At 69.5% G+C, this 7,585-nt stretch carries 5 protein-coding genes and 1 pseudogene; 2 read left to right on the top strand and 4 right to left on the bottom strand.

What is annotated here, in order from left to right; all coding sequences use genetic code 11:
• The first annotated feature begins 172 nt into the window (after positions 1-172).
• The gene (locus CCN51_RS36155) at positions 173-1,192 is read left to right on the top strand and encodes a glycosyltransferase family 2 protein (protein ID WP_014177090.1); all 1,020 of its coding nucleotides are present in this window, start codon (positions 173-175) and stop codon (positions 1,190-1,192) included.
• Between the two features lie 84 nt (positions 1,193-1,276).
• Here CCN51_RS36155 and CCN51_RS36150 read toward each other — a convergent pair whose 3' ends face one another.
• The 4 genes from CCN51_RS36150 to CCN51_RS36135 form a co-directional block, all read right to left on the bottom strand.
• Positions 1,277-3,034 (bottom strand): LCP family protein, encoded by a 1,758-nt coding sequence (locus tag CCN51_RS36150; RefSeq protein ID WP_238545386.1) that lies wholly within the window; start codon positions 3,032-3,034, stop codon positions 1,277-1,279.
• A 66-nt stretch (positions 3,035-3,100) separates the two neighbouring features.
• On the bottom strand, positions 3,101-4,801 hold the full coding sequence (locus tag CCN51_RS36145) for an LCP family protein (protein ID WP_014177088.1): 1,701 nt from the start codon (positions 4,799-4,801) through the stop codon (positions 3,101-3,103).
• A 241-nt stretch (positions 4,802-5,042) separates the two neighbouring features.
• Positions 5,043-6,227 carry an LCP family protein gene (locus CCN51_RS36140; protein ID WP_014177087.1) on the bottom strand — a complete coding sequence of 395 codons (1,185 nt, stop codon included), beginning with the start codon at positions 6,225-6,227 and terminating at the stop codon, positions 5,043-5,045.
• 165 nt (positions 6,228-6,392) lie between these two features.
• Positions 6,393-7,145: a TIGR03089 family protein gene (locus CCN51_RS36135; RefSeq protein WP_014177086.1), complete on the bottom strand. Its 753-nt coding sequence runs from the start codon at positions 7,143-7,145 to the stop codon at positions 6,393-6,395.
• A gap of 127 nt (positions 7,146-7,272) precedes the next feature.
• Here CCN51_RS36135 and CCN51_RS36130 point away from each other — a divergent pair.
• Positions 7,273-7,585: pseudogene (locus CCN51_RS36130) on the top strand (N-acetylmuramoyl-L-alanine amidase); the annotation flags it as partial.

Here is a 7,585-nt window from a genome sequence, read left to right as displayed (position 1 = left end):
ACCGCGGACACCGTAGGTCCATACGATGAGCGGCGCGGCGGCCCCACGCCGCCCGCCCCGCCCGCTGCCACCCGGGCGGCGCGCTCCGGTGTCCCCCATTCGCGGTAACGTGGCCTCTCGAAATTCGACAACCGCAGCTTTTGGGGGGCCTCCCCCCGATCCCCGAGGTGCCATGCCCCCGCATCAGCTCCCGGCCGTCTCCGTGATCATGCCGGTGCTCAATGAGGAACGTCATCTGCGCAACTCCGTCCGGCACATCCTGGAGCAGGAGTACGCCGGGGAACTGGAGGTGGTGATCGCCCTCGGCCCGTCCACGGACCGCACCGACGAGATCGCCGCCGAGCTGGTGCGCGAGCATCCGCGCGTGCATACGGTCCCCAACCCCACGGGCCGTACCCCCGCCGCCCTGAACGCCGCGATCAAGGCGTCCCGCCATCCGGTGGTGGTGCGGGTCGACGGCCACGGCATGCTCTCGCCGAACTACATCGCGACCGCGGTGCGGCTCATGGAGGAGACCGGCGCGCAGAACGTCGGCGGCGTCATGCACGCCGAGGGCGAGAACGACTGGGAGCGCGCCGTCGCCGCCGCCATGACCTCGAAGATCGGCGTGGGCAACGCCGCCTTCCACACCGGCGGTGAGGCGGCCCCGGCCGAGACCGTGTACCTCGGGGTGTTCCGCCGTGAGGTGCTGGAGCAGCAGGGCGGCTACAACGAGGAGTTCATCCGGGCCCAGGACTGGGAGCTGAACTTCCGGATCCGCGAGGCGGGCGGGCTGATCTGGTTCTCGCCCGAGCTCAAGGTCTCCTACCGGCCGCGCCCCAATGTGCGGGAGCTGGGCAAGCAGTACAGGAACTACGGCCGCTGGCGGCATGTGGTGGCCCGCTTCCACCAGGGCTCGATCAATCTGCGCTATCTGGCGCCGCCGACCGCCGTCGTCGCCATCGCGGCGGGCGTCGTGGTCGGTGCCGCGCTGACCCCGTGGGGGCTGCTGGTGCCGGGCGGCTATCTGGCGGCCATCGCGGCGGGCTCCGTCCCGGCCGGCAAGGGGCTGCCGCTGAAGGCCCGGCTGCGGATCCCGGTGGCGCTGGCGACCATGCACATGTCGTGGGGCTGGGGCTTTCTCACCAGCCCGCGCTCGCTGGCCAGGAAGGTCATCGCCAGCCGTCGCCCGGCGGTCACGGCGAGCCAGTAGCCCACCCCGGTTACGCGTACGCCGAAGGGGCCGGATCCAGGCGAACCTGGATCCGGCCCCTTCGGCCTGCTCAGCGGCGCGTGCTCAGAACGTGTAGCCGTCGTTGACGCTCATGCACTTCTCATCCTCGCCGTTGGTCTTGTCCGCGATCTCGGGCGCCTTGTCCTCGTCGTCGGCCGCGGACTTCGGGAAGGCCGTGCCCTCGCGCCAGTCGTTGCCGACCACCAGCGTCACATCGGTGACCGACTTGGACTCCTTGACCGCGCTCTTCGGCAGCCCCAGCGCCTTGGCCACGGCCAGCGCGTCGCCCTGCTTGGCCTCGCCCGGGTAGCTGATGGTGGTGTCGGCCTGCGAGGTCAGTTCCTGGTTGGCGTCGGCGCCGGCGTAGCCGAGCCGGATCAGCTCGCCGGTGATGACGCCGGCCCGGCCGCCGACCGGTCCCAGGACGGTGGAGCCGGTGCCGTTCTGCACGATGACCGGCAGCTCGCCCTTGGGCTGGCTGGGGGCCGGGACCTTGTCCTTCTTCTTCTTGTCCTTGCCGTCCAGTGCGGTGTCGTTGCGGATCAGCGAGAAGGTCTTCTCGGCGTCGCCGGGCTTGGGCACCACGTACTCGCCGTCGTTGCGGTACTCCCACGGCATGGTGACCATCGTGGTCCGCTTGGTCGGCACCCGCTTGAGGTCGTTGCCCAGGTCGTAGAGCTTCTTGACGGTGCCCAGGCCATGGTCGACGGTCAGCGCGTTGGTCGCGGCCTCGGCCAGGTCCATCAGCTTGCCCGGGTCGGAGAGCTTGGTGCCGGACTTGAGCTGCCGGATCATGGAGCTCATGTACATGTGCTGGGCCTTGGCCCGGCCGATGTCGGTGTTGTCCTCGAAGCCGTACCGCGTACGCAGCCACTGGAGGGCCTGGACGCCCTTGACCGGGTGGGTGCCCCTCTCCAGCCGCAGACCGGAGCCGTGGCCCCGGCTGTCGTGGGAGTAGATGTTCTTGTCCACGCACACCGGGACGCCGCCGATGGCGTCCGCCATGTCCACCACGCCCTTGAAGTCGACCATCATGAAGTGGTCGATGTAGATGCCGGTGAGCTCCTTCCAGGTGGCCACCGTGCAGCCGGGTCCGCCGTGCGTGAGCGATTCGTTGATCGGCGCGAACGTCTTCTTCGCGTAGACCTCGTCGGTCTCCGGGTCGGTGCACTTGGGGATGGTGACCCGGGTGTCGCGCGGAATGCTGATCACCGTCATGTTGCTGCGGTCGGCCGAGACGTGCACCAGCATCTCCACATCGGCGAGCCCCTTGCGGCCGACGTCCTGCTTGGCGCCGCCGAGCTTGAGGTTTTCCTTGTCGTTACGGCTGTCCTGGCCGATCAGGAGGATGTTGAGGGGAGTCTGGCCCGCGGCGTTCGGCTCGGGTTTGCTGAGCTTGCTGTCGCCGAGGTCGAGCTCTGCCTTCTTGATGTTGCTGTTCAGGTGCTCGTAGTAGAGATAGCCCGCGCCGGCCGCGCCGACTATCAGCACGGCCAGGGTCAGCGCGGTCCAGCGAAGTATTCGCACACCTCTGCTCCTCTTGCGGCGCGGGCCCTTGCCCTTGCGGCGGCGCCCGCCGCCCGCGGATTCGGCACGGGCGGCGCGCCGGGACTCCGCACGGCCGCCGGCCCCCGCACCGGCGGCACTCGCGGTGTCCCCGGCTCCGGCGCCCTCGCGGGTTCTGGCCTCGCCGCCCCTGCGCTCGGCGTCATGCGGCGCGGCTGCGCCGCTCTCCTCGCGCGGGGCGCGGTCCCCGCCTCCGTCGCGGGGTTCGGGCACCCGCCGACGGGAGCCCTCCCCCCGCACACTGCTCTGCCGCACCCGGCCTCCCCTGCTCATCAATGGTTCCGGCCCGATGGGTGAGAGTGCTCCGATGGCCGGCGGTGATTACTTCGCGCAGACGCTCTTGTCGTCCGCTTCGACTCTCTGAATGTCCTTCGGCGCCTTTGCCGGAGCGGTGATCGGTGTACCGGCGCCCTTGAAGTCGGCGCCGAGCGTGAGGGTCATCTCCGCCATGGGGGCGGCGTCCTTGGTGCCCTCCTTGAGGGCGGAGCCGGGCAGCCCCATGCTGTCGGCCAGACGGCGCGCCTGGTCGGCCTGGTTCGGGGCGTACTCCAGCGTCGTCTTCTTCAGATTCGCCGAAGCGTTTCCGCCGTTGCTGGAGCGGAGCATCCCCTCGGTGTTCTGCATCCAGTCGACGGTCTCCTGGGCCGCCCCCATCTTTCCGCTGCCGTTGAGGACCTTCACCCGGACGTTCGCCGGGTCGGCCTTGGGGCCCTTGAGCTTGGCGGCCTCCTTGGCCTTGTCGGCCTTCTCCTTTTTCTTCACCTCGGTCAGCGACACATCCTGCCTGACCATGGCGAACAGCGGCTCCGCCTTGGCCTCGTCGAGCTTCACCGTCGCGCCGTCGGTGTTGTCGACCACGGGGACCGTGACGAAGGTGACGTTCTTCAGATCGACCTTGCTGAGGTTCAGCGCCAGGTCCTTGAGCTTGTTCACGGTGCCGATACCGGTGTCCACCGTGAGCGCCTTGGTGGCGGAGTTGGCCAGGTCCCACATCTTCGAGGGACTGGTCAGGGTGCCGCTCGACTTCATCTTGCGCATCATCGAGCTGAGGAACTGCTGCTGGAGCTTGATCCGGTCCAGGTCGCTCTCGAAGCCGACGCTGTGCCGGGTCCGTACGAACGCCAGGGCCTGCTCGCCCTCGATGGTGTGCCGGCCCTTGCTCAGCTTCAGATGCGACTTCGGGTCGTCGATGTCCTTGCCCAGGCAGACCTCGACCCCGCCGACGGCGCTGGAGAGCGTCTTGACGGCGTTGAAGTCCGCCATCAGGAAGTGGTTGATCTCCAGCCCGGTGATCTTCTCGACGGTCGCCCAGGTGCAGCTGGGGTCGCGCCCCTCCTGTCCGAGGCTGGTGTTGAAGCGCACACCGTCCTCGCCGTCGATGGTCTTCTTGGTGCCGTCTTTCCTGGTGGTGCACTGCGGGACGTCGGTGATCATGTCGCGCGGAATGCTCAGCGCGGTCGCGTTCGTCCGGTCCGCGGAGACATGGAAGAGGAGGGTGGTGTCGGCGTGGCCGACGCTACCCGCGTCGCCGTACCCCTCGTTGCCCTTGCCGTCGCGTTTGTCGGTGCCGATGACCAGGATGTTCATCGGGCCGTCGCTGACCGCGGCGTTGTTCTCGCCGACGTCGACCTTCTTGATGTTGTTGTTGAGGTGCTGGTAGACGAGGTACGCCGCGACGGACCCGCCGACCAGGATGAAGGCGAGGGTGCCGCTGGTCCAGTACAGCGCCTTCTTCGCCTTGGACTTCTTCGGCTTCGGCTTACGCCGGCTGGTGGGTCCCGTCGGCTTCTCCGGCTTGCCCGCCGCCCTCCGGCGGCCGCGCGACGGCGTCGGCGGCGGCTCGGGCTCGGGCTCGGCGCGGCGACGGCTCCTGGATCTGGGGGCCGGCCGGTCCTCGGGGGTGATATCCGCTGAATCCTCGGCAGGATTCAGCCGCAGCTCATAGCTGCCGGTGTTCGGGTCGAACACCCACTGATCGGCGGGATCAAAATCGTCCGCTCGCCCATGGCCTTGCGCGTCCACGGTCCCCTGAGTCCTCCGTTGGTGCCACGCGGCGCCTCCCCCTCAAGGCGCACCGGTCGATCGTCAAAAGGTAGTGCGCGGCCACCTGGTAAGCGCACTGGATCGCTCACACTATCCGCCCAGTTCAGCGTCAAGCGACGCCGGTGACAAATTCCACTTCCCTACAACTGGGCAATCTGCCCAATCCTTTCTAGATCTTTGAGGAACCGTTGAGAACCGTTGAGCGTACCCTTTGGAGCTTTTATCGGCACATGTCATGTGCCGCGGTGGTTCCTTCGTACGGTGTGGACTTCCCGCTCTTGGGGTCGTCGCCGGAGGCGTGGGTGACCGTCTTGGCCACCGACACCGGGTGATCCAGGCGGAGTTGCCGAAACAGCCGGTCGGCGTCGGGCTGGACCAGCTCATCGCGGTTTCGGTCGTAGGTGTAGGGCTGCCGCGGAATCGTGAGGAACCGGATCTTGTCGCGTGGGATGTGCCGCACCCCGCGCACCAGGTCGTACAGGTCCTTGAGCGAGCTCAGGCCCGGATCGGTGGTCAGCGAGGACGTCGCGGCGTCGAGCACCGGATACAGCCGGGTCGGATTGAGCAGCACACCATTGCTCTGCAACTTCTTCACAAGCGCGCCGAGGAATTCCTGCTGCCGCCCGATGCGCTCCGTGTCGCTGCCGTCGCCGATGCTGTAGCGCGCCCGGACATAGCCGAGGGCCTGCTCGCCGCGGAGCACCTGGCGGCCCTCGGGCAGCCGCAGATGCGCCTCGTCGTCGGCGATGGGGTCCTTCAGGCACACCTCGACGCCACCGACGGCGTCGACCATCTTCTTGAAGCCGCTGAAATCCACGATCATGTGGTGGTCGACCCGGATGCCGGTGAGCTTTTCGACGGTGCGGATCGTGCAGGCCGGCCCACCGAATTCGAACGCCCAGTTGAATTGGGCGAACCTCGCCTTGCCGCGCTTCCCGTCCGCCCGGGTGCAGCTGGGGATGTCCACCATCAGGTCGCGCGGGATGGAGACGGCGGTGGCGCTCTTCCCGCCGGCCTGCAGATGCAGCAGGATCGTGGTGTCCGAGCGCTGGGTGCCGGTGTCCTTGCCGTACTTGCCGTTGCCCTTGCCGCCGCGGTTGTCGGAGCCGATGAGCAGAATGTTCTGTGCGTCCCTGACCAGCGCCACCGGCCGCTCGGCCGCGTACTTCCGCAGTTCGTTGGCGGTGCGGGTGTCGGTCTTGATGTTGCCGTCCAGACGCTCGTAGAGCCACCAGCCCACCCCGGCCCCGGACAGCACCAGCAGGGCCACCGCCAGCGCGAACAGACGCAGCCAGCGGCCCCGGCGTCTTCGCTTCGGTGTCTCTTCGGTGCTCTCCGCGGTGCTCTCCGCCGTCACGTCTGCGTCCTCCCACCCGTCCACCTCCTCGGCCGGGAGGAGCGGCATCGGCCCGTGCCGGGGCCGTGATTACCGGAACAGACATGCGAACCCCGCACATGGTTGTACGTAGCGTCGATCATCGCGCGGGGCGGGCGGCGGAGCCCGTGGGCTCGGCCCACGGGTCCGCCGGACGGGTCAGGGGACGGCGGGGTTTCTTCCGGGGAGTGGCGGCTACGGCGCGGTCGCGGTGACCCGCTCGCTGGTCCGGCGCTCGGCGAGGCGGCCCTCGTCCAGCCGGTCCAGATGGCGGCACAGCACCACCGAGCCGCCCGTGGCCAGTGGCGCGTACAGCCCGTACGACAGCCCCTCCCAGGTGTCGTACGGCAGCCCGGACAGCATCCGGGAGCCGGGGCCGAGCCCGCGCCCGGCCGCGTCGGCGCGCGCCCGCTCCACCAGCTCCGCGGCCGTCAGCTCGAGACCGGCCACGGTGAGCGCGGGGGCGTGCGGATCCACCGGCGCGTACGGCGCGAAGCGGTCGCCCTGGCCGGGCACCTCCACGGCGTAGTCGGTGAAGCCCTCCGGCGGCTGCGGGAACCGCCCGCCCAGGGGGCGCAGCGCCAGCGCCACCCGCTCCCCGGAGCAGGCGCGCGCCGCCTCCAGCGTGTCCGGGCCGCTGACCACGAGGTCCGCGGCGGCCGGATCGCCGCCCACCTCGGCCACCACGCCCACGGAGGAGCAGGCCAGCAGCCACACCGCGGTCTGCCAGTGGGCGGGCAGCAGCAGCGCCAGCCGGTCGCCGGGCGCCGCGGCGAGGTCGCCCTGGAGGAGATTCGCGGTCTTCGCCACCCAATTGGCGAAGGTGGCCACGGACAGTTCGACGCGCTCGCCGGTCGCGTCGTCGTAGAAGGTGACAAGCGGACGCGCCGGATCCGCGGCGAGCGCGGATCGCAGCAGGTCGGCGGGGGTGTGATCGGTAGCGTTCATCGGCGCCAGGGTACGCGGCGCCGGGGCGCGCCAGGGGCGGTGCGCGGGGCCGGGGACACCGGATTCCGGGCCCGTCTCACCCTTCTCGAATGGACAGGTTTGTTGTGTTATGTCCAGTATTTTTCTCATGCGTGCATTTCTGGCATCTTCGATCGGCGTCGCGTGCACCGCCGCCCTCGCTCTCCCCCTCATCCTCAACCCGGCCCCCGCCCGCGCGGACCGCGAGGGCCGTACAGAATCAGTCGACGGCGGCACCCAGTCGCTGCCGCTGCTCCCACTGGGCGGCGGCGGCCTCGACCGGGGCGCGGCGATGTCGTCCGGCGCCGCGCTGGGGGTCGCGCCACGGAGGGTGCGGCCCTTCTCCCTCGTCGGCGTGGTCTGGGACGACGCCTCCGCGCGGCTGGGCGGCCAGGTGCAGGTCCGCACCCGCGAGGCGGCCA

The organism is Streptomyces milbemycinicus, assembly GCF_002154605.1.
Lineage (GTDB): Bacteria > Actinomycetota > Actinomycetes > Streptomycetales > Streptomycetaceae > Streptomyces > Streptomyces milbemycinicus.
The sequence above is the reverse complement of the archived record's forward strand: the minus strand, read 5'-3'. Positions and strand labels throughout refer to the sequence as shown.

What these genes read in the sequence shown, in the direction of transcription:
- CCN51_RS36135 (WP_014177086.1), bottom strand. Translation starts at nt 7,145, where the DNA reads ATGAACGCTACCGATCACACCCCCGCCGACCTGCTGCGATCCGCGCTC.
- CCN51_RS36140 (WP_014177087.1), bottom strand. Translation starts at nt 6,227, where the DNA reads ATGCCGCTCCTCCCGGCCGAGGAGGTGGACGGGTGGGAGGACGCAGAC.
- CCN51_RS36155 (WP_014177090.1), top strand. Translation starts at nt 173, where the DNA reads ATGCCCCCGCATCAGCTCCCGGCCGTCTCCGTGATCATGCCGGTGCTC.